Source organism: Gillisia hiemivivida (assembly GCF_007997295.1).
Classification (GTDB): Bacteria; Bacteroidota; Bacteroidia; order Flavobacteriales; family Flavobacteriaceae; genus Gillisia; species Gillisia hiemivivida.
Window position 1 is genome coordinate 101,374 of sequence record NZ_VORY01000007.1, and the last position, 25,519, is coordinate 126,892.

Annotated in this window: 16 protein-coding genes; 10 read left to right on the forward strand and 6 right to left on the reverse strand. The window is 35.5% G+C overall.

Annotated features, from left to right (window positions below; translation table 11 throughout):
- The first annotated feature begins 43 nt into the window (after positions 1–43).
- Together glgB and ES724_RS08420 are read left to right on the forward strand one after the other, a co-directional pair.
- The gene (glgB, locus tag ES724_RS08415; protein ID WP_146932049.1) at positions 44–1,957 is read left to right on the forward strand and encodes a 1,4-alpha-glucan branching protein GlgB; all 1,914 of its coding nucleotides are present in this window, start codon (positions 44–46) and stop codon (positions 1,955–1,957) included.
- A gap of 131 nt (positions 1,958–2,088) precedes the next feature.
- A complete protein-coding gene (locus ES724_RS08420; RefSeq protein ID WP_146932051.1) occupies positions 2,089–4,491 on the forward strand; it encodes a glycoside hydrolase family 31 protein in 2,403 nt (800 codons plus the stop codon).
- 340 nt (positions 4,492–4,831) lie between these two features.
- Here ES724_RS08420 and ES724_RS08425 read toward each other — a convergent pair whose 3' ends face one another.
- The 3 genes from ES724_RS08425 to ES724_RS16900 form a co-directional block, all read right to left on the reverse strand.
- The gene (locus ES724_RS08425; RefSeq protein WP_146932053.1) at positions 4,832–6,031 is read right to left on the reverse strand and encodes an MFS transporter; all 1,200 of its coding nucleotides are present in this window, start codon (positions 6,029–6,031) and stop codon (positions 4,832–4,834) included.
- A 255-nt stretch (positions 6,032–6,286) separates the two neighbouring features.
- The gene (locus ES724_RS16495; RefSeq protein ID WP_170249870.1) at positions 6,287–6,436 is read right to left on the reverse strand and encodes a hypothetical protein; all 150 of its coding nucleotides are present in this window, start codon (positions 6,434–6,436) and stop codon (positions 6,287–6,289) included.
- Positions 6,437–6,559: 123 nt separating this feature from the next.
- On the reverse strand, positions 6,560–6,694 hold the full coding sequence (locus ES724_RS16900) for a hypothetical protein (RefSeq protein WP_262712803.1): 135 nt from the start codon (positions 6,692–6,694) through the stop codon (positions 6,560–6,562).
- A gap of 444 nt (positions 6,695–7,138) precedes the next feature.
- On the opposite strand from ES724_RS16900, the gene ES724_RS08430 reads away from it, so the two are divergent.
- Positions 7,139–8,017, forward strand: coding sequence for a DUF808 domain-containing protein (locus ES724_RS08430; RefSeq protein WP_146932055.1), 879 nt, complete (start codon positions 7,139–7,141; stop codon positions 8,015–8,017).
- 504 nt (positions 8,018–8,521) lie between these two features.
- Entirely contained in the window at positions 8,522–9,670 is a 1,149-nt protein-coding gene (locus ES724_RS08435; RefSeq protein ID WP_146932057.1) for a saccharopine dehydrogenase family protein, read from the forward strand.
- 634 nt (positions 9,671–10,304) lie between these two features.
- Here the strand turns inward: ES724_RS08435 and ES724_RS08440 are convergent.
- Complete coding sequence (locus tag ES724_RS08440) at positions 10,305–13,193, reverse strand: M16 family metallopeptidase (RefSeq protein ID WP_146932059.1); 2,889 nt, start codon at positions 13,191–13,193, stop codon at positions 10,305–10,307.
- Between the two features lie 187 nt (positions 13,194–13,380).
- Between ES724_RS08440 and ES724_RS08445 the strand changes: the two genes are divergently transcribed.
- The 4 genes from ES724_RS08445 to ligD all read left to right on the forward strand — a co-directional run bounded on the left by ES724_RS08445 (position 13,381) and on the right by ligD (position 18,701).
- Positions 13,381–13,815 carry an aldo/keto reductase gene (locus ES724_RS08445; RefSeq protein ID WP_211362753.1) on the forward strand — a complete coding sequence of 145 codons (435 nt, stop codon included), beginning with the start codon at positions 13,381–13,383 and terminating at the stop codon, positions 13,813–13,815.
- Between the two features lie 488 nt (positions 13,816–14,303).
- On the forward strand, positions 14,304–15,452 hold the full coding sequence (locus ES724_RS08450; protein ID WP_146932060.1) for a zinc-dependent alcohol dehydrogenase: 1,149 nt from the start codon (positions 14,304–14,306) through the stop codon (positions 15,450–15,452).
- A gap of 35 nt (positions 15,453–15,487) precedes the next feature.
- Entirely contained in the window at positions 15,488–16,264 is a 777-nt protein-coding gene (ku, locus tag ES724_RS08455) for a non-homologous end joining protein Ku (protein WP_146932062.1), read from the forward strand.
- A gap of 4 nt (positions 16,265–16,268) precedes the next feature.
- Positions 16,269–18,701, forward strand: a complete 2,433-nt coding sequence (gene ligD, locus ES724_RS08460; RefSeq protein WP_146932064.1) for a DNA ligase D — start codon at positions 16,269–16,271, stop codon at positions 18,699–18,701.
- A 22-nt stretch (positions 18,702–18,723) separates the two neighbouring features.
- Here ligD and ES724_RS08465 read toward each other — a convergent pair whose 3' ends face one another.
- Positions 18,724–20,763: an ATP-dependent helicase gene (locus tag ES724_RS08465; RefSeq protein WP_146932066.1), complete on the reverse strand. Its 2,040-nt coding sequence runs from the start codon at positions 20,761–20,763 to the stop codon at positions 18,724–18,726.
- 80 nt (positions 20,764–20,843) lie between these two features.
- Between ES724_RS08465 and ES724_RS08470 the strand changes: the two genes are divergently transcribed.
- Both ES724_RS08470 and ES724_RS08475 read left to right on the forward strand, forming a co-directional pair.
- Positions 20,844–22,151: a GIY-YIG nuclease family protein gene (locus ES724_RS08470; RefSeq protein WP_146932068.1), complete on the forward strand. Its 1,308-nt coding sequence runs from the start codon at positions 20,844–20,846 to the stop codon at positions 22,149–22,151.
- 536 nt (positions 22,152–22,687) lie between these two features.
- Positions 22,688–23,242, forward strand: coding sequence for a DUF421 domain-containing protein (locus ES724_RS08475; protein WP_146932070.1), 555 nt, complete (start codon positions 22,688–22,690; stop codon positions 23,240–23,242).
- Positions 23,243–23,625: 383 nt separating this feature from the next.
- On the opposite strand, the gene ES724_RS08480 is transcribed toward ES724_RS08475, so the two are convergent.
- Complete coding sequence (locus ES724_RS08480) at positions 23,626–25,440, reverse strand: FAD/NAD(P)-binding protein (RefSeq protein WP_146932072.1); 1,815 nt, start codon at positions 25,438–25,440, stop codon at positions 23,626–23,628.
- Positions 25,441–25,519: the final 79 nt, after the last annotated feature.

The window sequence follows — 25,519 nt, forward strand, 5'->3', positions numbered from 1 at the left end:
AACTTTACAGACAATCAAACATTTTAATTAGCAGCCTAAAAATATGTCGCAGGTAAAAGCTTACAGTTTATTTACAGATTTTGATATTTCTTTATTTAAAGCCGGTAAACATTTCAAACTTTATGAAAAGTTTGGTGCACACTCTATGCAATTTGAAGGAGAGGGTGGTGTTTATTTTTCGGTTTGGGCACCTTCTGCAAAATCTGTTGCAGTGGTTGGTGATTTTAATTATTGGGATGGTAGTGAGCATATGCTAAATGTGCGTTGGGATTCTTCTGGCATCTGGGAAGGATTTATTCCTTTGGCTAAAAAAGGAATGCGTTATAAATTCAAGATAACTTCCAATAACAATAATATAATTACCGAAAAAGTAGATCCCTACGCACACTATTTTGAAAGATCTCCAAATACTGCCTCTATAATCTGGGATATCAAAGATTATACTTGGAAGGATAAGAATTGGATGGGTTATAGGAAAGACAAAAATGATCTTGATAAACCATATTCTGTATATGAAGTACAGCTTGGGTCTTGGAAAAAAAATTCTGAAGGGGAATTTTTAAGCTATAGAGAACTAGCGGTTGAACTGGTGAATTATGTGAAGGAAATGAACTTCACTCATGTGGAGCTAATGCCTATCATGGAATATCCTTATGATCCTTCTTGGGGCTATCAGCTTATAGGATATTTTGCACCTACCTCTCGTTTCGGCTCTCCTCAGGATTTTATGTATTTAATAGATGCTTTTCATCAGAATGATATAGGAGTAATTCTGGACTGGGTACCTGCACATTTTCCTTCGGACCAACATGGACTGGGATTGTTTGACGGGACTCATCTTTATGAACATCCAGACACCAAAAAAGGATATCACCCAGATTGGAAAAGTCTGATCTTTAATTATGAACGTAATGAAGTGCGTTCCTTTTTAATTAGTAATGCTCTTTTCTGGCTGGAATATTATCATATAGATGGACTGCGGGTAGATGCAGTGGCTTCAATGATATATCTAGATTATTCCAGAGAAGAAGGAGAGTGGGAACCAAATATATTTGGAGGCAATCAGAATTTGGAAGCTGTATCTTTTTTGAAGGATTTCAATACTGCGGTGTATAATAATTTTGAAGGAGTGCAAACCATAGCAGAAGAATCTACTGCTTTTTCCGGTGTTACAAAACCTGTAGATCAAGGAGGTTTAGGTTTTGGAATGAAGTGGATGATGGGATGGATGCATGATACGCTGGCTTATTTCAGCAAAGATCCTATTCATAGAAAATTTCATCAGAATGAATTAACATTTAGCCTTGCTTATGCTTTTACAGAAAATTTTATGTTACCGCTTTCTCATGATGAAGTTGTACACGGTAAAAAGTCACTTTTGAGCAAACAACCCGGAGATGAGTGGCAGCGATTTGCAAATTTAAGAACCCTATATGCATTTATGTTTATGCATCCTGGTGCGAAGCTCTTGTTTATGGGATCCGAATTTGCTCAGTATGAGGAATGGAATTTTGAAAAGAGTTTAGATTGGAATTTATTGGAATTCTTACCGCATAAAGGTATGCTGAATTTCGTAAAAGATCTCAATCTATTCTACAAGGAAACGCCGGCGCTCTATGAAAAAGCATTTAGTACTGAAGGATTTGAGTGGATCGCGTATGATGACAATGAAAATTCGGTGCTTTCTTTTTTAAGAAAGGGTCATGATTCCGAAAACGATATACTAGTGGTTTGTAATTTCACTCCAACCCTAAAGGTAAATTATAAAATCGGACTAAATAAAAAAGGATATATCAAGGAGATCTTCAATAGCGACCTACTGCCTTATGGAGGTAGTGGGGTTAAAAATGCTGAAAGTGTTGAGGTATCGCATGATACTTGGAACCAACGTAAATTTTCAGCAAGTATCACACTTCCGCCACTAGGAGTGGTAGTTTTTCAGCACGTAGATGAGTAATACTAAAATATTGGAAATTAGGTGCTTTAATTGTATTTAACGTAATAAAAGGCCTTTATTATTATGGAATAGTAACTAGCAGATTTTGGTTTTTTTAGTACGTTTACAACTTATTTTTTAGCACCCTATCTATGATCACTAATACAGAATTAGAACTAAAAGGAAATCAGTTTCCTAACCATATAGTATCCTATAATAAGAACATTGATGTTCTGGATTTTCGAACAGAAAATGATGTAACACTTCAAATAACCATTGTTCGTGATAGTGTTATAAGATTCCGATACTCTACCACCTCAAATTTCGATAAGGATTTTTCTTATGCTATTACAAAATATGCCAGTACCGGATATAATTATTTAGATATTGAGGAAGCTGCGGAAGATTATATAATCACTACTCAAAAACTTATCTGCCACATAAATAAAATAAATCTAAAGGTAAATATCTATGATGCCAAGGATAAGACCTTGATTAGTCATGATGAGTTAGGATTCCATTGGGAGGAGAGTTATGAGTTTGGTGGTGATATTGTTAAGATGAGTAAAACCTCTCAGGATGGTGAAAGCTATTATGGCTTGGGGGATAAGCCTTCGCATTTGAATCTTAAAGGAAAAAGATTTGAGAACTGGGTAACAGATTCTTATGCCTATGGTAAGGATACCGATCCAATTTATAAGGCAATACCATTTTACACGGGCTTACATCACGGAAAATCTTACGGGATATTTTTCGATAATACATTTAGAACCTTTTTTGATTTCGCTCATGAGCGTAAAAACGTAACCAGTTTTTGGGCACAGGGAGGAGAGATGAATTATTATTTTATCTATGGTCCAAAAATGACCGATGTAGTTGCTAATTATACAGATCTAACTGGAAAGCCGCATCAATTACCAGCACTGTGGACGCTTGGGTATCATCAATGCAAATGGAGTTACTATCCGGAATCTAAAGTTAAAGAGGTAACAGCCAAATTCAGAGAGCTACAAATACCATGTGACGCCATTTATTTGGATATAGATTATATGGAAGGCTTTAGATGCTTTACCTGGAATAAAGAATATTTCCCAGATCCAAAACGAATGGTGCAGGAGCTGCTAGAGGATGGATTTAAAACCATAGTGATTATAGATCCGGGAATTAAGATAGATAAAGATTACGAAGTTTTTAAAGAAGGATTAGAAAATGATTATTTCTGCAGACGAGCCGATGGTCCTTATATGAAAGGAAAGGTATGGCCGGGAGAATGTTATTTTCCAGATTTCACGAATCCGAAAGTGAGAGATTGGTGGGCTGGATTATTTAAAGAACTTATAGAAGATATCGGAGTAAAAGGGGTTTGGAATGATATGAATGAACCCGCAATAATGGAAGTTCCTAATAAAACCTTTCCAGATGATGTAAGACATGATTACGATGGAAATCCATGCAGCCATAGAAAAGCTCATAATGTTTACGGAATGCAAATGGCTAGGGCCACTTATCAGGGATTAAAAAAGTTTGGATATCCTAAGAGACCATTTGTAATAACACGTGCAGCATATGCTGGTACACAACGATACACTTCTTCCTGGACAGGAGATAATATAGCTACCTGGGAACATTTATGGATCGCTAATGTGCAGGCACAGCGAATGGCGCTTTCAGGATTTTCATTTATTGGAAGTGATATTGGAGGATTTGCAGAACAACCTAATGGAGAGCTATATGCACGTTGGATCCAGTTAGGAGTATTTCATCCTTTTTGCAGAACTCATTCTTCAGGAGATCATGGAGAACAAGAACCATGGATGTTTGGAGAAGAGATCACTGCAGTAGTTAAAAAATTCATTGAACTTAGATATCAACTTTTACCTTACTTATATACCTCTTTCTGGCATTACTTAAATGAAGGAACCCCCATTTTAAAATCTTTAGTTTTATATGATCAGGAAGATATTCAAACTCATTACAGAACAGATGAATTTATATTTGGAGACCAGATACTCGTGTGTCCAATTATAGAAGCTAATTCCAAAGGGCGAAGATTATATCTTCCTAAAGGTAACTGGTATAACTACTGGAATAACAAGTTCAGCTCTGGAGGTAAGGAGGTTTGGGTAGAGGCAGATCTGGATAGTATGCCGCTATTTATAAAAGAAGGAGCTATAATCCCTAAATACCCAATTCAGCAGTATGTTGGAGAAAAGGAGATTAATGAAGTAGTATTAGAGGTTTACTATAAAAAAGGAAAAGAAAATTCGTTTCTGTACGATGATGCCCATGATGGGTATGATTACACCAAAGGAAGATTCAGTTTAAGAACCTTCAAACTTACCGGAAAAACGAACGAGTTGATCATTCAGCAACACAAAGCAGGTACTTTTATCACAGGTTATAAAACTTTCAAATTAAAATTGATTGGAATACCGTTCAATATCTCTAAAATTCAGATAGATAATGAAGAAATAGATTTTGAGGCGGTAAAAGTAAATGGAGACAACACCTTGATCATAGATAAAGATTTTACCTCGCTTCATATCATGCAATAATGGATTGTTAATTATTGAAATGTCTGTAAAACAAAGAAATTTAGCTTTGTGCTTTCTATTCTAAAAGTCATTAAACAAAGAATTCCCATCAAGATTACTTGATGGGAATTTATAATTTTAATCCAATCCAGAACTACTTTAGGCCCGGCAACAACCAATGGGATTTTGTTTAGTATTTGGAGTTCCAATAAAGGAACAAAATTTCTATTTCAAGAGGTAGCTATAGCCTCTATTTTCACAATTCATAGAACCATTTTACTGTTACTAAGTTTAGCTTTTAGCTGTTTGAATTGGTCTAAATATTAAAATAATATATTCACAGAGTTATGTGCAGTAGAGGTTATTTTAATGTGCTTATGCGTTGTGCATTCAAAATAATAAGCATCAAGATTATTGCAGTAACAAATAGTATCGATCCGAATGATATTCCCATATCCATCAGAGTTCCAAAAATTAGCGGACCTAAAGCTGTGCTTAAAACCATGAACATGGTGAAAACGCTTCTAATGGTTCCTAACTTTTCGGTTCCGTAAACTTCCGCCAATACGGCAGATTTGACCGTTCCAGCCATCCCGACACTAATTCCGGCAAGGATTAAAAAAGCCAGGGCTCCAAAAATACTATCGGAAAATGCAAATGGGATTAATCCCAAAGTAAAAGGGATCAGGTAGTAGCGAAACATTTTCTTGCCAGAATATTTGTCTACTAATACGCCTCCGTAAATTGAAAATATGACTCTGGTTAATGCGTATACGGTGAAAAAACTGGCATACAGTGAAACCGACCAACCTTTATCTTCCACTACCACATATTGATAGAAGAAAACAGCGGTTATGGTAAAACTTAGTGCAAAGCTTACTGGCATTAGTATGAAAAAGGCTTTAGTTTTTAGTAGATTTTTATACTCCCTGATTAAGGAACCTGCTGAAGGTTTGGTTGCCAGTTCCAGCGCTTTATCAAAATGTGTAAGATCAGAAAAATATAATCTGAATAAATATAACAATAGGAAAGCTGCACTGGCCATCGCGGCAACTTGGTAATCGTACCAAAGAATAAGTGTTGAAATAAAAATCGGGAAAATAGCCTCACCAATTGCGTAACCTAGCGAAGCAATACTCAAGGCTTTTCCCCGATCCAAATCATAATGCCTTGACATGACCGTAAGGCTGATATGGCTCATTAATCCCTGTCCGGTCAATCTTAGCCCAATAAGGGCAATTATAAGAATAGCGATACTCAAATGAGAAATTCCTAAAAGAAAAGAAGAAACAGCGAGTAATGCTACAGTAAGTATGGTTATTTTTTTAATCGGTTTATGATCCACAAGATGCCCTACAGATAGCATGATGACAGAAGAAGTCACTGTTGCGATTGCATAAATACTTCCAAAAAGCCCATTAGAAATGTCGAAAGTTTTTAGAATTTCGGGTACATAAATGGAGATCAAAAAAGTCTGACCAAAACTGGATAGAAAAGTGAGCATCCATCCAAAACCTACTTCTTCCCTGTTCTTTCTAAAAAATTTGATTAATCCTGCCAAAAATAATACTTATAAGATTTCTAAAACATCCAATTTGCAAAAGTATGAATACAAATTAGATTTTGGTCAACGGCTTTTTCTTAGGCTTTCTGTCAAAGAAGTAAAGAAATAATAGTTTATAAAAAAAAAGCCACTTCTTCAAGTGGCTTTTAAATTTCTTAATCCTGAATTTGAAAGACAAATTCGTGGGAATACTAGAGTATAGAGATATTTAGAAATAAGCTATGTGAGCTAAATATCCTTTTAAACTATTCGTTATGATTTTGAAGATAAATTATCTCTAGGTTCTGTATGTTCCCTTTTATCCTTAACCTGGTGGTTTATTTTCTTTCCTTGCGTGGCTTCGTGATTGATGGATTGTTCTTTTTTACTTGTTTTCTCTGGGTTTGGACCGTCTTTACTCATAATTATTTTATTTAAAATTATTAGATTCAATGTTTTTATATAGTATAGATAAGTAAGACTTTTACAAAATTTAAAAAAGATATTGTTTTAATTCTGAAAATTAACCTCTTACAATATTATCCTTTACTTTTTTTTGTCTTCCTCTTTTTTCTTGTCACCTTCTTTCTTCTCGTCTTTTCTCTTTTCGTCTTTAGCGATTCCTTCGGCATGAGGGATAGGGTGCTTCCCTACTTTATCATCATAATTTGGTGTTTTCATTTTGAATATTTTTAAATTAAATACAATTTTGAAGAAACTTTTTCTCCTTTTAATGAAATTACTTTTTATAAATATTATTTTGAATCATACTAACATTCTTTAACATTTTTATGTTAAATCTAAGTTTATTTGAAGCAAATAAATTCCTTTAAAATGTGTTCTTAGTTGCTTTTTATTAATGATATAAAGAACTTATTTCACAGCTAAAACAATAGTTTTTTTGGTTTGCTGAAGCTGGAGAGGATTAGTTTCCAATAGAAAATATGGGATATATAGTAACAACTTTTGGTCACTGGAGAGACTCCATGTTTTATAGATTTCTGTCTTTCGTAATTTACTAAGTGATGGCCTCAGGAGGAATTAGTCAAAGTTTTATTAAATCTAATTGCACTTTGTGCAATTTTAGAAAATGAAACTTAACTTCGTGCATTAATTAAGAATTATATGGCATCTGGATTTTTTGCACTATTAGATGATATCGCTGCCCTTATGGATGACGTATCAGTAATGACCAAGGTCGCTGGTAAAAAAACAGCGGGAATATTAGGGGATGATTTAGCGGTAAATGCCGAAAAGGCCTCTGGGTTTATTTCTTCCAGAGAGCTCCCGGTCCTTTGGGCTATTACCAAAGGATCTTTACTCAATAAGGTCATAATTCTACCTGTAGCATTTCTGCTAAGTGCGTTTGTACCCGCAGCGATCACAATAATTTTAATTTTTGGTGGTTTATATTTGGCTTATGAAGGAGCAGAGAAAATCTATGAATATTTCTTTCCACATGCTCATGCCTCAGAAAAGCCGGTTTTAGAAGAACTTTCAGAAGAAGAAGTTTTAGCGAGAGAAAAGGGAAAGATCAAATCGGCAGTTCTTACTGATTTTATACTCTCGGTAGAGATCATTATCATCGCTTTAGGCACTGTTGCCACTCAAGTTCTTTCAACGCAAATAATTGTGGTTACTATCATTGCTTTGATCGCAACTGTGGGAGTTTATGGTATTGTAGCACTGATTATTCGTATGGATGAATTTGGAGCAAAACTGATCGATTTCAACGATAGTGAGGATAGTTTTTCTGATAAAATTGGAAAATTCCTGGTGAGTGCCTTACCAAAAGTGATCAAAAGTTTATCGATAATTGGTACAATTGCTTTATTACTCGTTTCTGGTGGGATTTTCTCTCACAATATAGATTTTCTACACGGACTTTTCGAAAGTATTCCTTCAATCATTGTGGAGTTTTTGCTGGGTCTGGTAATTGGTATGATCGTCCTGGCAATTGTAAGCCTTGGTAAAAAGATATGGAAATCGATGTCCAAAAAATAATTCTTTAACTTGATGATCTCATGAGTGTATAGAGAAAAGGATTATTTGCTGGTTGTTTTCCAGTTCATTCTTTTCCTGCTTTTTTATTTTATTCCCTCATTGAGGGTTAATTCCCCGAGGCCTGCCCGAAACATTCAGGCGGGCTTGCCTCGAATTTTTAAAAGTATTTCCCTCCCAAACCATCGGCATATACCTCGTGGGCTTGCCCCCGAGGTTCTTGATTTATCCCTTTTTGAAATTTGAACTCCCTGCCTGGATCAAAGCCATCGCACTAAGTGTTTCTGTGCTTGGAATCTTAATTTTTACATTGCCCATGCTTCTCGACCTTTATTCAAATGGCAAAACAACAAGGGTTGAATAATATTTTAGCAGCCTAAATCTGTGCTGAAAACCAATATCTGATAAAATTTTCTATTTATTTTAAATTATTGATCTTCTTTTACTTAAGCATTTTATATTAGATAAAAATTCTTTTGAAGAATCAAAAATTACTTAACTTTAAGTATGAATAGACAATATGATATCATCATCGCAGGTGCTGGCGGGATTGCTCAGGCAGCCGGACTTATGCTTGCGGAATTAAGTGCGGTATGTCCTAGGCTTTTTATAGCCAACCGAAACCTGGACAAAGCTCAAAAAATGGCATCCTGGATCAAACAGGGTGCTTCCAGGAAAATTGAGATCGAGTGTTTTGAATTACCCTTAGATGATATCACAGATAAGCAAAAAAAAATTCTTAATAAAGCGGATATTCTTCTTGATTGTCTTCCCGGTAGTCTCGCGCCCAAGATGGCGGTATTGGCAAAAGATTACTCTATGCATTATGCGAATCTCACCGAATATGTTTCAGAAACCGAAAGCATAAAAGCTTTGGCTCAGGATGCAGATACCGGCTTCTTATTACAAACCGGACTGGCGCCCGGTTATATCGATGTTTTAGGGCATCATCTCTTTCAAGAATTTTGTGAAAAATATAAGGTTAAACAAGTGGATTCTATCGCTCTTAAAGTCGGCGCACTTACTAAACACGCGGTAGCCCCTCATTATTATGGATTCACCTGGAGTCCGGTGGGAGTGGCCACAGAATATTTGAAAGATGCAGTAGTAATTCGCAATAATAAAGAAAGCACTTTAGCCTCTCTTTCTGAAAGAGCACGTATTATCATTGACGGAAAAACTTATGAAGAAGATCTAACCTCTGGTGGTGCAGCAGATCTACCTAAATTTCTGGAAAACCAGGTGAGGTCTTTGGATTATAAGACCCTTAGATTTCCAGGACACTACGCCTGGGTGGGTGAGCAATTGAATTCGATGGGAAAAAGCGCAAATGTATTGAAACAATTACAGGAAAGAATGGAAGCGGTGATCCCTCATATTGAGGAAGACCAGATTATCCTGTTTGCTTCAGTAGAGGGGAAAGACGATAAGGGCCTCAAGCGAAAAATTGAAGTGTCCAACAGGATCCTGCCTCAAAAAATAGGAAAGCATTGGCTTCGTGCCATTCAAACTACTACCGCGGCTCCTTTACTTCAATCTGCGCTGCTTTTGCTGGAAGGCTCAGAAAAAGGAGTGATCCTCCAAAGCCAGGTCCATACCAGTGATTTTTTAAATGGTCATTTTATTAAGCCTGTGTACGGAGAAATCAAGTTATGAATATAATTTTTCTGTATGTCCGCTTTTGTTCCAGTAAATAGTTTTTTATTAATTGATTATAGGTTGTTACCGTCATGCTGAACTTGTTTCAGCATCTCAAATATGTGGTATATGACCCTGAAACTCCCGATGGTTCGGGACTGGGTGACGCGACCATTTCAGATGGGATAATTTGGTCACTGTACTCTAAACGGACATACAATTAATTTATTTATCGTTTCATAGGTCAAAATTTTATTAATTTAAAGATCAATTGAAGCTTTTTGTATTTCACTTCATTTCGGTCGACATCCTTTTTCAAACCTCCACTCTGTACTTGTAGTGTAAATAGAATCAAGATGAGAAAACTTGAAATAACCCTTACCGAAGAGCACTATCAACATATTCAGGGAGAGCCCAAATATGCTAACTGATTTCATTCGTCTGAAGATGTCTTTGGAGGATATGAACAATGCTTAAGTTTAGACATACCAAATGTTTTGGATGGCATTTCGAATCGAAATTCAGAAATAATTAAAACCTCGACTTACAAATGTTTCGATTCCCACAGTGTATTCAGGTTTTTAGACAAAAAGAAATGAAACAAAGAAACCCGCCATTCCGGCGGGTTTCTTTGTTTACACTAACTCTTGAATTAATCTATAACTTTTTCCGTTTTAAGATCAATAGGTTGTTTAACTTCATTTCCTTGCTTATCCAGCAATTTTACTTCATCAAAACCCATTTCCTTAAACTGTTCCAGCTGAGTAGCTGCATCCCCAACCACCAGGTAAGCCATTTTTGACTCATCCAGATATTTTTGCGCCAGCTTCTTGTGTTGCTCCAAGGTCATAGAACCAATAATCTTCTCTTCTTTCTCAATATATTTAGGATCAAGATCGTAAGCACTCATTTCCTGTAGCATTCCAAGTAATGATCCCTGGGTTTCAAAACGAAGGGCATTAGATTTTATTAATGCATTTTTTGTGAATTCCAGATCTTCTGGAGTTATACCCTCTTTATATTTAGCGATTTCATCCTTAAAAATCCCTACAGATTCTCCGGTTGTATTTGTACGCACACTCGAGGAAGCGGTAAAGGTTCCCGGAATTTTTGATCCGCTGAAACCTGAACGGGCACCATAGGTATATCCTTTTTCCTCACGTAATATAAGGTTGACATTTCCGGAGAAGGATCCTCCTAGTTTGTAATTCATCACCTCGGCCGGGAAGAAATCTTCACTGGTTCTTGGTAAAGCGATGTATCCAATATTGATAACAGATTGCTTGGCATTAGGAACATCTACAAAATATAAGGATGCCTTGTCACGATCATTGCTAACATCAAATTCGGGAATATTTACCTCTTTTGGTTCCCATTTTTCTGCCAGACTTTTTGCAGCTTCTAAAGCTTCAGCTTTAGAAATATCACCTACTATATGCATACGGCTCACAGTGGGAGAAAAATATTTATTATAATATTCTTTTAAGTCTTGAATTTTAATAGATTTAACAGATTCTACTGTTCCTGAAGTTGGATAAGCAAAAGGATGATCCTCACCATACAGCACCTTGTTGTAAACCTGGTTTGCAATTACGTTAGGATTAGCCTCATTTCTTTTTATCCCATTAATAGTACTGGTTTTTATGCGGGCGAATTCCTTCTCATCCCAACGAGGTTCAAGTAAAATTTCCGAAACCAGAGCCATTGTTTTATCAAAGTTACGCGTAAGGGTATTCCCACGAATAACGATAGATTCGTTGGTGGTATACATGTTTATACTAGCACCAAGCATGTCTATTTCTTCTTCCAGTTCTGCAGGAGTTTTATTGGCAGTACCTTCCATCAGGATATCTGTCATTAAATTTGCCACTCCATTTTTACTTAAGTCGTCTAGTAAATGTCCTCCTTCAATAACAATACTGAAATTCACCAAAGGCAATTCAGTTTGTTCCAATCCGTAAACCTTAAGTTGATTACCAAGTGTTGCTTTCCAGGAATCTGGAATATTTAATTTAGGAGTTTCACCCATTTCAGGTTGCACTGAACGATCAAATTTTGAAGGGGTCTTTTGTATTTCTTGTTGTACTTCGGCCACTTCAGATTCCACATTCTCTGTAATCTCTTCTTCAACCACTTCGGCTTTTTCAGAATTTTCAGCAATTAGGTCCAAATTTCCCTTAGGTACAAAGCTTGTAAGAATAAAAGGCTTGTTTTTAATGTATTCCTTGTAAACGCGCATTACATCTTCTTTGGTTACTGCACGAATGTTTTGGATGTCTTTTTCTATGTAACCGGGATCTCCAGTGAAAACATCGTAACGGGCTAATTGGAAAGATTTACCAAGAACACTGCTTATGCCATTGTAAAAGTCGGTTTCCTGGCCTGCCTTAATTCTCTCGATATCTCTTTCAGTTACACCCTCTTTTTCAAATAAAGCAAATGCTTCCTCGATACCTGCTTCTACGCTATCAAGATCTACACCTGCATTTGCGGTAACAGAGATCTGGAATTTACCGGCAATCTGGCTGGCACTATTGTAGGCGTATGGTTGGGAAGTAAGTTCCTTTTCTTCTACAAGAACCTTGTATAATGGAGCTTCTTTTCCGTCATATAGTATTTTTCCAAGGAAATCTAATGCATATGCGTCTTTGGTGTATTGCTCAACTACTGGCCAAACCATATTAAGTTGAGGTGCTGTTGCGAAATTATCCTCGTGATAAAGCCGTTTAGATTCGGCAAGTGTAACAGTTTGTATTTTCAGTGGTGCCACTTCCTGTCGTTTTTTAATTTCACCAAAATATTTTTCTATCATCTTTTTGGTTTCTGCTTTTTCAAAATCTCCAGCAATAACCAATGTTGCATTGTTAGGTCCGTAAAATTTGTCGTAGAATTCTTTTACATCAGCTACGGTGGCATTTTGAAGATCTTCAAGTTCCCCAATTACCTGCCAGCTATAAGGATGTCCATCTGGGTATAGATTTTTATCAATCACCCAGCCGGTGTGACCGTAAGGGTTGTTGTCCACCCGCTGACGCTTTTCGTTTTGTACTACTTCTTGCTGATTTGCAAAGGCAGTTTCAGTTACGGTATTAATTAGGTAGCCCATCCTGTCAGATTCCAGCCACATTACCATTTCGAGTGCATTCTTTGGTACAACTTCGTAATATACTGTTCCATCTTGCCAGGTTCCACCGTTTAAAGTACCTCCGGCATCCTGAATCTTTTTAAAGAACTGATCCTGCGGAACATTTTCGGATTCCTGAAAGAGCATGTGCTCAAAAAGGTGAGCAAAACCTGTACGTCCCTTTTTCTCGCGGTTAGATCCTACCCCATATTGTATGGCTAAAGAAACTATTGGATCCGATTTATCCTGATGAAGGATTATATTAAGACCGTTATCTAGCTCATATTTTTCGAATTCGATTGATAACTCGGGATCTTGATTGGCTTTTTCTTGCCCCATAGCCTTGTCGCAGTAAACAAAAGCTACCACGCTTAAAGAAAGCATAAAAGCCCTCAGTTTAAACTTTAAGTTTGTCATATTAACATGTTTTGATTTATGATTGTTAAATATAAAGAATTGAGTTTTAGTAAAATGATTATTATTTAAAGAAGTGGAGTATAAAATACTTTTTTCTCACTTATTGAGTGAAAAATCAATTAAAATCAAGGACATAATTGTTTAATGAAAAAGCATCATATGGAAATAGCTAAAAAAGGGGTTCAATGTGCTTTCGGATTATCGCGACCAGGGAATTATTAAAGCTTGGGGAATGGGTATAAACAAAATACGGCCTATTCTAGATTGTATGGAAGCGGCAGATCTCGATATCTGTCTTTCCGCAACCCAATACTCTATTTTGGAGCACGAAGATGCGGTAGATCGCTTGTTGCCTGCTGTAAATAAAAATGGGGTAAAGCTAGTTTCCGGCGTTGAATATAACTCTAGGTTTATGGCCAATAAGAATCGCTACAATTACAAGGAACATATTCCAAAAGGCATGGAGGACAAACGCGCCCGCATAGCAGTCATTACTAAAGATCACGGCACCGATATAATTACCGCTGCAATGCACTTTGTATTGGCTTCAGATGAATTTGCAGCAATAATCTCAGGAATGAGTAAAACAGCGCAAGTGGTGGATAACGTTGGGGTATTTTAAAGAAAGATACCAAACGATTTTTGGAAGGAGTTAAAGGAAGAAGGTCTTATATATGAAAAAGCCCAAACCTCTTAAGAAAAATAAAAAGCTTCCATATTAAAAATCAGCGAAACAGTTGCGAGAGATTGATTTTATTCAGTTGAGAATTCTAATATGGTCTTTGCAGAATTTGAATCAGAGCATTCAATTACAACTGTGTTGAGTAATGCAATTAGCAGGAATATGGATGCGTCCTGAAAATTATTGGGCTTATTGACTTAACTATTTTCTTTCTTGGTTTCTAAAATCGCACTTTTTCGACTAAATCTGTTATTTGCGATAAGTTCATATTCCCTAGGGTGTATTATCATTTGAAAAATTGGAATTTTCTTGGATTCTTAATATTCTATAAATTCTCATACAATTTACAAAGTATTGTTAATTGCATTTTTAATTTCTACCGATTACTTAAATTTAATACAAACTAATTTCAACCTAAATGTATTATTATGAGAGCATTATGTTATTACGGAAATGAGGATGTAAGAATCGATAACGTTCCAGATCCTAAAATTGAAGATCAAAGAGATATAATCATAAAGGTTACTTCAACTGCTATTTGCGGATCAGATCTGCACATTTATGGAGGTTTAATGCCTACTATGGAAAAGGGGGATATTTTAGGTCACGAATTTATGGGGGAAGTCGTAGAAATAGGGAAAGATGTCAAAAAATTTAAAAAAGGGGATCGGGTTGTAATTCCTTTTACCATTGCATGTGGACATTGTAATTACTGCGATGAAGATCTTTTTTCGCTTTGTGACAATTCTAATCCCAATGAAGATCTTTGTAAAGAAAATTTAGGTCATTCTATATCTGGACTTTTTGGTTTCTCCCACATGTTGGGAGGTTTTTCTGGAGGCCAAGCAGAATATGTTCGGGTGCCATATGCTGATGTAGGGCCTATAAAAGTTCCGGATTCGTTAAGCGATGATCAAGCTCTCTTTTTATCTGATATTTTTCCAACAGGATATATGGGGGCCGAAAATGCTAATATTAAGAAAGGTGATACCGTAGCAGTATGGGGATGTGGTCCAGTAGGACAATTCGCCATTCAAAGTGCTTGGATGTTGGGTGCTAAACGCGTAATCGCCATAGATGTGGTCAAAGAAAGACTAGATATGGCAGAGAAGCATGGAAAGGCTGAAGTAATTAGGACAGTTGATGCAGATGAAGTGTACTCGAAATTAATGGAAATGACAAAAGGAAAAGGCCCTGATTGCTGCATAGATGCTGTTGGAGCTGAAGCTCACGGTGCTGAAGGTTTCCAAAAGAATTTAGATGCTTCCCAACCAAGTGCATTAGCACAAATTTTTAAATCCTGTAAAAAGGCTGGAAATGTTTCTATTCCTGGGGTATATCTTGGAAAGGTAAAGGAACTACCCTTCGGGATTGCAATGAACAAATCCCTCAATTTGAAAATGGGCCAAACCCACATGCAACACTATTTGGAACCACTTCTTAAAAAAGTTGTAGAGGGTAAAATAGATCCTTCATTTATTATAACTCATCGAATGAAATTAGAGGATGCACCTGAGGCTTATAAAAAGTTTAGAAATAAGGAGGATGGCTGCGTAAAAGTGGTATTGACTCCCTAATTAATTTTTTTACCTCTAATTAGAAATTATAAAATATGAGATCAATTTGGAATGGCTCCATTAGTTTCGGACTAGTGTCAATACCTATTAAGTTATATTCAGGTTCTGAAGATAGAAAGCTAGACTTGGATATGCTAGATAGGCACGACAACGCTCGAATTAGATACAAAAGAGTAAATGAAGAAACCGGCAAGGAAGTAGAATGGAAAGACATTGTAAAGGGTTTCAAAAAAGATGATGCTTATATAGTTTTAGAAAAAGAGGACTTTGAACAAGCCAATTTAAAGAAAAATAAAACCATAGATATAGAAGAATTCATCAATGAATCTGACGTGGCTGATGTGCTTTTTAAAAAGCCCTATTTTCTAGAACCTCAAAAAGAAGGAGGTAAATCCTATAATCTATTGCGAGATGCTTTAAAAAAAACTAAAAAAGTGGGAGTTGCTACTTTCGTAATGCGCCAAAAGGAAAATCTTTGTCTTATTGGTATCTATAAGAAAGCACTTGTTCTACATGTAATTAGATTTGATGATGAAATTCGAGATCCAGGGGAGCTTAAATTACCTACCATCAAGATTTCAAAAAAAGAAGTCGAAATGGCCATCAGTTTAATTGAGCAGTACACAGATAAATTCGATCTTGAAAAATATAAGGATGTTTATAATGAACAGTTGATGAAGATCATTAAGTCAAAATCCACTGGGAAAGTTAAGAAACCTGAGAAATTTGAAAGTAAACCAACTCCTGCCACAGATCTAATGGCACAGCTTAAAGCCAGTTTGGAGAAGAAAAAGAAGAGTAAAGCTTCCTAATATAATGGCACTTGAAGATTATATTAAAAAGCGAGATTTCAACAAAACACCTGAGCCTCCGGCAGAACTAAGTCATGATAACGCGGACAGGTTTGTGATTCAACGTCATAAAGCTAGTAGATTACATTATGATCTACGCCTAGAGCTAGAAGGAGTTTTAAAAAGTTGGGCCATACCTAAAGGCCCTTCAATGAATCCGGATGATAAGCGACTAGCTATCCAAACAGAAGATCATCCTGTGAAATATCTAAGCTTTCATGGTACAATACCAAAAGGTAATTATGGAGCTGGTATTATGAAAATTTGGGATGAAGGTAGGTATAGAATTGCACCGGAATATGGAGATATGGATCTTATCCAGCAATTTGAAAAAGGAGATTTAAAAATTGAATTTTTTGGCAAGAAGGTCAAGGGTATCTTTGCTTTAGTGCATACCAAACGCCGGGATGCAGATAATCACTGGTTGCTGATCAAGAAAAAAGACAAGTATTCTACAGACCTTGATTATGATTCAGAAGTTTTTATAGATGATTCCTCTCTTGCAAATAAGAAGAATACTGCAGTAAAGAAACTTAATCCTGACGAGTTTGTAAAGCCAATGTTAGCATCATCCATCAAAGATATTTTCAATGATAAGTCATGGGTGTATGAATTAAAATGGGATGGATATAGGGTTATGGCACATATTGAAAACGGGGAAGTGCATCTATATTCGCGAAATGGTATTTCTTATAATACCAAGTTCAAAGCACTGGCAAAGGATCTGGAAGGAGTAGAGCATGATGTGATTCTAGATGGAGAGGTGGTAATTGTAAATGAGGATGGTATCCCCCAGTTTCAAGCTTTGCAAAATTATGATGAAACGACTTCTGGAAGCCTGAGATATTATGTGTTTGATATGCTTTATCTAAACGGTCATAGCATGCTGGATCTTACGCTACTTGAAAGGAAAAGTCTTATTCCGGAAGTAATTGAAAATTTATCTTACACACTTTACTGTGATCATATTGAAGCAATGGGTGCAGCACTATATAAAAAAGCCATTAATGCCGGAATGGAGGGCGTGATGGCCAAGAAAATCGATTCCACCTATTCCCCGGGATATCGAAGTGAGAATTGGTTAAAGATCAAAGCTGTGGAAACTGAAGAGGCTATAATCTGTGGATATACCGATTCCGTTGGAGGTGGAGGTGTTTTTGGCAGTTTGATCTTGGGGATGTATGTGGAGGATCAATTGAAATACATTGGCAATTGCGGTTCTGGTTTTTCAGCAAAAGATCAACGGGAATTGTTAGATCGGTTTGAGAAGCTAGAAATTGAAAATCATCCTTTTCAAAAAAAGCCAAATCTGAAAGGACGTAATCCGCATTGGGTAAATCCGACCTTGATCTGCGAGGTAAAATTCTCCGAGTGGACTACAAACGGAATTATGCGTCATCCCGTATTTAAGGGAATTCGCAATGATAAAAACCTCCAAGAAGTTTCTGCTCCAATTAAAAATACTTCAAAGTCTACTGCTAATCTTTCTAAGCCCAGCTCCATCACTTTAGAAGTTGGAGGATTGCATGTGCCAATTTCTAATTTAGATAAAGTATTGTGGCCGGATGATGGATATACTAAATATGATCTTATTGATTATTATCTCAATATCTCAGATTATATTTTACCATATTTAAAAGATCGGCCACAAAATCTCCACAGACATCCCAACGGCATCAATAGACCTGGGTTTTATCAAAAGGACAATGAAAATCTACCTGAGTGGATTGAGACGGAAGATGTATTTTCAAAATCTTCGAATAAGATCATCAGTTATCTGCTTTGCCAGAATGAAGCGAGCCTTTTGTATATGGCTAATTTGGGATGTATAGAGATCAATCCATGGCACTCTCGTGTAAATATTTTGGACTATCCGGATTATACTATTATCGACCTGGATCCTTCAAAAGAAAACACTTTTGAGGAAGTGATAATAGTGGCACAAGCCGCGAAAGAGGTTTTAGATATTGCTGAAATTAAAGGATTTTGCAAGACTTCAGGTTCTAGTGGACTGCATATTTATATTCCATTAAAAGCTCAATACACCTATGAAGAAGCCATGAATTTTACTAAACTCCTTTGCTATTTCATTGAACAAAAAGTGCCAAAATTAACAAGTATGGTTAGGGCGGTGAAAGACAGAAAAGGAAAGATCTATCTGGATTATCTTCAAAACAGACAGGGACAAACTATAGCTGCACCGTATTGTGTAAGGCCAAAAATAGGCGCTCCCGTTTCTGCACCTTTGGAGTGGAAAGAGGTGAAGAGCGGACTAAAAATCTTAGATTTTAATATCAAAAATTTTCAAACCAGAATTCAGGAAAAAGGAGATCTATTTGCTGAGGTTTTATCACAGGAAACAGATATGATGGACGCGATCCAAAGACTAGAAAACTAGCATTAATTGTTTCATATTACTTTTACGAAAAATCCATCCCTGTAGACAGATCGATCTTATTGGGGGTGAGGATATCCCTAGGTTTAATGATGCTAAAGGGGTTAATAATTTGATCTATAAAATTCTCAGGTAATTTCTCCAGAAAGTACTTAGAAGAAGCATCAGAAGAATTATCGGAATTATTCACTGTGTTTATTGAATTAGTATCGCGAGTAATATATAATTCATTCTTAGCTCTGGTTAAAGCAACATATAAGACTCGTCTATCTTCTTCAATACTTTCTTCACTATGGAGATTCCATGCGCTTGGATACACTTTTGGAGATACATTCAACACATAGCACACATCAGATTCTAATCCTTTAGCTGAATGCACGGTAGATATAATTACATGATCTTTAATTTCACTATCATTTAATTGAGAACCCTCTAAAACAGGTTCCCCATTCAATTGTTTTGCGTTTTCTAGAATACCTTCAGAAATTAACTGACCGATTGTTGAGTAATTGTCACCAAGCATTTCCAGTACCGGGAAGTCAGATTTTCTTTTCTCCTCCCAATCCTTTCTATATTTAAAAGCCAAGGGTAACTCCATTTTGGAATAGGTTTCCTGAATGGCTTTCTTGACATTACCGGAATTTATGAAGATAGTATTATAAATTTCGCCAATCTTTTCACCATCAGCACCACCAATGACATCTTCCAGATTCTGTGCGCATTCTAAAGGATCTTTAAATTCTAAGATTTTAGAAATATATTTACCCGCCTTTATTTCTCCAATTCCATCCCAAAAAGTCAGAAATCGCATCCAACCAATTTCGTCATATACATTGTTAACTACCCTAAGGGCAGAGATCACATCTTTTATATGTGCCGCTTCCATGAATTTCCTTCCACCATAAGTCACGTACGGGATTTTCTTCTGAATAAAAACCGCCTGTAGTGGTTTGGTGTAGTAGGTAGATTTTGAAAGTATTAAATGATCTATAAAATTCTTATTATTTTCTGTGAAATTCTCTAGGATATTTTCAGCAATAAAGTTTGCCTCTTCCCATTGGCTGGCTACATTAATAAGTTTGGGTTTAATACCCTCACCTCTTGTGGATATTAATTTCTTGTTGTAATCAAGACTTGATTCTTCTATCAACCAATTTGAAAGATCTAGTATTTCTTGTGTAGACCTGTAATTTTTATCTAGTATTAGAACTTCAGACTCTGGAACTCTTTCTTTAAAAAGATGGACATTTTTAAAATCGGCACCTCTAAAAGAATAAATGGACTGAGCATCATCTCCAACACAATAAAAATTAGCAATTTGTAAGAAGGGTTCGAGTAAATACCATTGGAGCGGATTGGTATCTTGGAATTCGTCAATCAATAAATGCTTTACCTGATGAGAAAGAATAGTTCGTGCCTCTTCATCATTTCGCAATCTATTTGCAACTATCAATAAAAGATCATCATAATCCAGATATCTCCCATCTCCTTTTTTTATTTGATAAGCTTTAAGTAGGACTTCAACTTTAGGTCTAATAATATCTATTTCGTCATTTGTTTCTTCATCCTTTTTCCCTTTAAAGACCTTTTCACGGATGGAGTTGGAAAGATTTTGTCTAGTATTTCTTCCATAAGAATATATATCGATTAATTGCTGGGGTTTTATGCGTATTCCTTTATACTCAATAACCTGATCTCCGCAAACCATCATCATCACACTAAGTTGATCATCTGGATCTATCACTGTATAATTGGAAGCACCAAATAAATTGGGGTAACGCACAATTAACTGATTACACCAGGAATGAAAAGTAGAACCATTAAGGCTTTGTGCTTGATTATCTGATAAGGAAGATTTTACGCGCTCCACTATTTCATTTGCAGATCTCTTTGTAAACGTGAGAATCTGTATTTTTTCTGGCGGCGTTCCTTGATCAATTAAATAAGCTGCTCTCCCAACAATACATCTGGTTTTCCCAGTTCCCGCCCCTGCCAGAACTAAAAGGTGTTTCCCTTTAAATTCAACAGCTTTTTTCTGTTTCTCGTTAAGGATATGATTCTCCAATTTCTTTTTTTGTAAAGATAAGAATTATTAAGCAAGTTGGAATATTTCCAATATGCGGAATATTTCCTATTTTTGACGAAATGATATTTATCTATATTCAGTATATTCTACTAGGGGCAAAGGCAAAAATTCCTTTCCGTTTAGTTCTTTATTCAAAGGACTTTGATCAGGATTATAGAGTTTTTACTATAAGACCGGAGCAGCCAATTCCTAAAAAGATATATACGCTGAATGATCTAAATAGATTAGAATTATTAGCTAGCGAACCTTTTTGTAATTCAGCAGATGAGTTGATCGATTTGTTTCGAGATCAAGAATTAATTTTTAGTGAAAAAATTCAGTTCGATCTGTTAAAATCACAGTTTAGAAATATAGGCTATAATTTTAATCTGAAGCCAACAATTCTTTGGCCTTCAGGAAAAGAAGGGAACAGGAATTTAGAACAGATAAAAGAATTAGTTTCTGAGCGACATATACCAAATAGTATAGAATATGCTGAAGTCTTTTTAGATGTGATGAATAACTTCAAAAATCAGAAAAGCCAGCAATTAGAAGATTATAAGACTACAGAATTAAAACCTCATAGTCATGAATTATCAAAATATAATAAAACACCTGGAGTTTACTTTTTCTTGAACAAACATGATGAGGTGATATATGTGGGCAAAGCGAAAAATATCCGCAAACGATTACAAAGCCATTTTTCCAATACTACTGCGCAGAGCAATATTGACTATTCCCAAGTAGAAGATATTGATGTTATCTATACTGGTAATGACGTTATTGCGCAACTTGTGGAAACCGCAAATATCAAAAGCTTAAAACCAAGCTATAATTCGCAGCAAATATTAAATCCTGATCCCTATATAATTACTTCGGCCACTACCGCAAAAGGCATTTCTAAAATAAAGATCACACGAAAAGAATTTGAAGATAGCTTACCAGAAAAATATTTTAATAGAAAATCTGTGGTGGGATCTTTGGCAGACTTTTGTCAGGAATATAGTTTGTGTAGGAAACATTCAGGTCTGGAAAAAGTAGAAGGTCCCTGCAGTAATTTCACTAAAAAGTTTAAGGAGTGTGTATGTTCGGGCGGAGAATCAATTGAGGAATACAATAAAAGATTTGAAGTTGCATTTGCTCAATTCCGAAGAAAAAAGACTAGAAAAATCTATAAATTGAAAGGTAGAAACAAGTCTGAAGATGCATTTGTATATGAGTTAAATGGAATATATGAAGGTTATGGATATATCGAAAAATCAGTTCCTATTTCAAGTTATAATGACATTTTGGGACACTTGATAAAACAAAATAATAATTATGACACCACTAGAATTGTAAGTTCTTTAGATAGAATTGTGAGCAAACAAGATATTCTTTACATATAATATAAATTCAAACTACAATATTCAGTAGGCCTAATCTCTAAATTAGTTCTGAAGAATTTAATAATTAATTTAAAGTTTAACGAATAATGTTAGTATTGTATGAAAATTTTATTAAAAAATATTTCAAGTTGAGTTATTGATGATAATTTTGTAAATCAAAACTGATCAATATTATTCAGATTTTAATCTTAATTAAACAACATTTTGATCAGTTTGCTTTTTATAGGTTAAATCTATTTAGACGTTCAATTAAATTATAAAATAATCATGAAAAAGTTTTTCAGAATTTTCACAGTGGTACAAGTAATTTATCAAGCTGATCAAATATAAAGAAAGAAAAAAAAATCCTAATAACGCATACATTGAGCAAAGTAGAAATAGTCAAAGTCAATAGAAATTTTCAACATTTTGATTACTAAATATTGAATGATTCAGCCGAAACTAGGCTCAACAAAAAAAAGCAAAATCTCAATTGCCGAAAGAAGAATTATAGTAACACCCTGCAATTCGGTGGGATTTTTTAAATAGTAAAAGTTATGGAAAATTGGATATTACCATCCTTTTGGATATTGGTTAAAATGCTAATTTCAATTGTTGCTATTTTTGGAGTGATAATAGTAATTACACGTATATCTGGGTTGCGCACATTTGCAAAAATGTCAAGTTTTGATTTTGCATCTACAATAGCTATTGGCTCAATTCTAGCAGCTGTCGTGATGAACGACGGGCAATCCATTTTGAAGGGAAGTGTAGCTTTGAGCGGTATAGTAATTTTTCAGTCATTGTTTACATTAATGACCCGCAAATCTGCCACATTTAAAAAATACTTCAGCAATAAACCTATGTTGTTGATGATTGATGGAGTAATTCTACATGAAAACTTGATTAAAACCAATGTGGGAGAGGACGCTCTCATTGCAAAATTAAGGAATGCAAATGTGATCAATTTTAGTGAAGTGCTTGCTGTAGTTTTGGAAACTACTGGGGATATGTCGGTATTGCATACTGCCGAGGATAAAATTCTTATGGGAAAAATATTACAAGGGGTGGAGGGATTACCTACCAAAACAAAAAATAAGTATCAAAGGTGATTTTGAAAATTTGAATGTTATAAAAATCAAAACCGATGTCTTGAAAAGAGAGTTTTTTATTTTACGCATACAAAGCGATACCCCTGTGTAATGATATATGTTAATTTCAGTTTGGAAGAGGTGTAAGTCCGATAAAATGAAAAGCTAGGGACTTTTAAATAATCTAAAATTATCCTCTCGTAGCCATAATTATTTCTGCTGTGATTAGAATGAAATCTTAGCGATTTTGATATAGATTGACCATTCAAAGAATTTTTTTTCCATCACTATAATTTTATGTTATCCTCTATTACTACTACTGTGTATATTATTAAAATTGCGATTTTTTTAGAAGAATTAAAATCAGAGTTTAAACCATCTGAAGATTAAAGCTTAGTTATTTTTCAAATTTCATTATCATCATAGAGCTCTGTGATTTTTTCAATCTCTACATTAATTTCAGAATTTTCTGAAATAGCAAAGAGCCAAACTTCTGTCAAGATCTTACTTGTTGCACTGCAGGCCTGTAAACCATAAGAATAAGGTCTGCACCCGGAAGTATGAGTAAAGCTGATGTCATAAATATTATCGTTTGGATTGCCATTTTTATTTATTAACCTATATGCAGCATCAATATCTAAACCTCCAGTGTAAAGCAGAAGTTCGCTTTGTTCTTGAAAGACCAAATCCTTATTTATACTTTCTGGAAGTTCGTTAAGGTCTTTCAACGTCTTAAACTTGGCTCTGGCTTTTCTTACTTTTCCATCCTTGATGAGTGAAGGGAAAGGAAACTGTTCCAGTTCAATATTTTTCTGCCCGGCACAGTTAACAAACATTCTATAATTATACGTTTCCTTTGTTCCAACTTCCTTTTCAACTTCAATAAGTGTTCTATCGTCTTTTCCACTATCTTCAATCACTTCAGCTTTCCCTGTAACCAAATCTATACAACCTTCATCATAAAGTGCTAAAAGGATATTGGCTGAAGCTAAAGGCAGTGCTGCGATTACATTCATCAGGAACGTCATTACTTCCCTACGAAAAAACAAATGATCTTCTGCAGGTAATAGCTCTGCATGAAAATTAAGACAATACATCAGGTCATCCAGTGTTTCCTTCCAATATATAGGTTTATTGTTATTTACAGAGTTTCTCGCTGCCACCCTTTCTTTGCGCATTCCTTCAAATGAATCGGAATATTCGTGCTCATCTGACATTATCTGAACAAAATCTTTGAAGCTTATGTTATCACTTTCAAGCCTTTCAACAATTTTAGGCATTGTATCTTTTTCAAAAGATCGAATTAATGCTTGTCTGCAAATCTTGTCAAAAAATGTATGTATTCTCAAATATCCATCATTATCTATAAGGGATAGTATTTCTTCCCTTTTAGCATGCCGGTATATTTCACGCATTGGATATTCCTGTTCGTATTGTAAATGCGGAAGCCAGCCTTCAGCCGAGTGCATTACTATCTTAAAACTTTGGGCATCGGGATTGAGTTTATAGATTAGCTCATCACCTTTTTCACTGAAGACCCCATGTCTGTGTGCCAGAGAGCTTACAACATCAAAGGCGCTTAAGGATGCGCCTAGTGTACCTATTGAATAATTATAATACTCTCCGGGTTTTGGTAATAATTTATGAATAGGCCAAGGGGATGAGTAATATCCAATTCCTTCATTATCTTCTTCAAACCAATGATGCCCCGTCGCAATAATTACCTTTTCAAAATCTATTGAGCCACCCTTTGAAGTTTTCACAAGTACTCGGTTAGTTTTCTCATCCATTAGTATATCGCGAACTTCTTCCTCATTAATTTGATGAACTATAATACCTTTATCAGTTAACTCTTGAATGAGGATTGTGTATTGCTCATGAAAATAGGCTCCTAAGGAAATGCGACTGTAAACCTTTGTGTCATCTATAGGAAGATCTTTAATGTTCCAGGATTCAAGTATTTCTGGTTTCTGCTCTCTCAACCAGTTGCCAAAGGTTTCTGGCAAATCTGGAATTTCTTTAGAAGAGATATTAGCAAGATTATAGATATCGGTTGTCTCAGGATTATAAGGCATGCCCATTCCCATGTGTATTCCCTTCTCAAAAATACTGATCTCTTGAATGAAGCTTTTGAGCTTTTCCAGATGATCATTTATATGTTTTAGTAAGTAAATTGCAGTGGCACCAGAGCCTATGATTGCAATGTTCTTTTTATCCATGGAGATATCTTAGGCATTAGATATTAAAGATATCTAATTCATAAATCCTTTAGAGTTATAAAAAATATAAATTTTAATA

Excerpts from the sequence above, each read along its gene's own strand:
- glgB (WP_146932049.1), top strand. The coding sequence starts at position 44 with ATGTCGCAGGTAAAAGCTTACAGTTTATTTACAGATTTTGATATTTCT.
- ES724_RS08420 (WP_146932051.1), top strand. The coding sequence starts at position 2,089 with ATGATCACTAATACAGAATTAGAACTAAAAGGAAATCAGTTTCCTAAC.
- ES724_RS16495 (WP_170249870.1), bottom strand. The coding sequence starts at position 6,436 with ATGAGTAAAGACGGTCCAAACCCAGAGAAAACAAGTAAAAAAGAACAA.
- ES724_RS16900 (WP_262712803.1), bottom strand. The coding sequence starts at position 6,694 with ATGAAAACACCAAATTATGATGATAAAGTAGGGAAGCACCCTATCCCT.
- ES724_RS08430 (WP_146932055.1), top strand. The coding sequence starts at position 7,139 with ATGGCATCTGGATTTTTTGCACTATTAGATGATATCGCTGCCCTTATG.
- ES724_RS08435 (WP_146932057.1), top strand. The coding sequence starts at position 8,522 with ATGAATAGACAATATGATATCATCATCGCAGGTGCTGGCGGGATTGCT.
- ES724_RS08440 (WP_146932059.1), bottom strand. The coding sequence starts at position 13,193 with ATGACAAACTTAAAGTTTAAACTGAGGGCTTTTATGCTTTCTTTAAGC.
- ES724_RS08450 (WP_146932060.1), top strand. The coding sequence starts at position 14,304 with ATGAGAGCATTATGTTATTACGGAAATGAGGATGTAAGAATCGATAAC.
- ku (WP_146932062.1), top strand. The coding sequence starts at position 15,488 with ATGAGATCAATTTGGAATGGCTCCATTAGTTTCGGACTAGTGTCAATA.
- ligD (WP_146932064.1), top strand. The coding sequence starts at position 16,269 with ATGGCACTTGAAGATTATATTAAAAAGCGAGATTTCAACAAAACACCT.
- ES724_RS08470 (WP_146932068.1), top strand. The coding sequence starts at position 20,844 with ATGATATTTATCTATATTCAGTATATTCTACTAGGGGCAAAGGCAAAA.
- ES724_RS08475 (WP_146932070.1), top strand. The coding sequence starts at position 22,688 with ATGGAAAATTGGATATTACCATCCTTTTGGATATTGGTTAAAATGCTA.
- ES724_RS08480 (WP_146932072.1), bottom strand. The coding sequence starts at position 25,440 with ATGGATAAAAAGAACATTGCAATCATAGGCTCTGGTGCCACTGCAATT.